Origin of the sequence: Halorubrum sp. Atlit-28R, assembly GCF_003665955.1 — an archaeon.
Lineage (GTDB): Archaea > Halobacteriota > Halobacteria > Halobacteriales > Haloferacaceae > Halorubrum > Halorubrum tropicale.
Genome location: NZ_QPLS01000044.1, coordinates 1 through 948 on the forward strand (window position 1 = coordinate 1; position 948 = coordinate 948).

Sequence of the window (948 nt, forward strand, 5' to 3'; positions counted from 1 at the left end):
TATCTGAATAAAATTTCTCTGACATAGCAGTATTTTGGCACCTCGACATCCCCTATTTCTGTATTCTGCTTCTCTTTATATTTGTAATTTACTTAAAAAGAGTACCGCACTGTAACACATGTACTGTGTATTCAGCATAGCCTCTCAAAACTATCAATATCTGCGGATTTCAACAGAGCCGCTACGGTCGATGTCGACTGTGACGAGTGTTCCAGTATTGATAAAGAGCAAGACAAGTTGATCACCCGCGGAAATCGGGTGGCTATAGTAGCTGCTCAACACCGTCGTAATTCCTTATGTAACTCTTGCTTCCCGGTGTTATCTATATGTTACATAAGGAATTGATGTCGGACGTCGTGTGAACGAGACCGAAAAACGCCCGTTGCGGGTTTGTCGTGCTACCGAGTGGGAAGAATTAGCGCAATAATCACGAGCAAATTCTTATCAAACTATCATCGGTTGAAGTTGATATACCATCATAGAGTGTTCTTGAGTGAAAGGACAGTCTCAATCTTCGAGTACGTCGCTAACACCTGAAAGAGTGGCCCAACCTACAGATGGTAACTCTCGGGGGCCAACACTTCGTGGTCGTAGCGACGGCGTCGTAATAAAGACAAACAAGGGATCTGAGAGCTAATCATGCTGCCGTAGAAGGCTCTCAGCTAAGCTCAACATTTCATCACCCTCTTTGCTCGTCCGTACGTGTATTCCTCCATCAAGACGCGTTCTGTGAATGAGATTCCGCTTCGAGAGTGGCTCAACGATCTCCTCATTAACCATAGGATAGATGTCTTCGGCATCATCAGGTGACTTGTCGCTACCCTGTACGGCTGGTAGATCTTCCTCCAAAAGAAATCGACCAATCTGTTTTAATAAAACACCGTACGGCTCATCGTCTGGCTGCTCTTCTTGAATAAATGCCAGAACCTGAATGAGCTGTAAACCCGG

General features: G+C 45.0%; 1 protein-coding gene. It reads right to left on the minus strand.

Annotated features, from left to right (window positions below; genetic code table 11):
• Positions 1-633: 633 nt before the first annotated feature.
• Positions 634-948, minus strand: a 315-nt coding sequence (locus tag DVK06_RS18770) for a DUF6293 family protein (RefSeq protein WP_158600107.1), incomplete at its 5' end; no start/stop codon positions are given.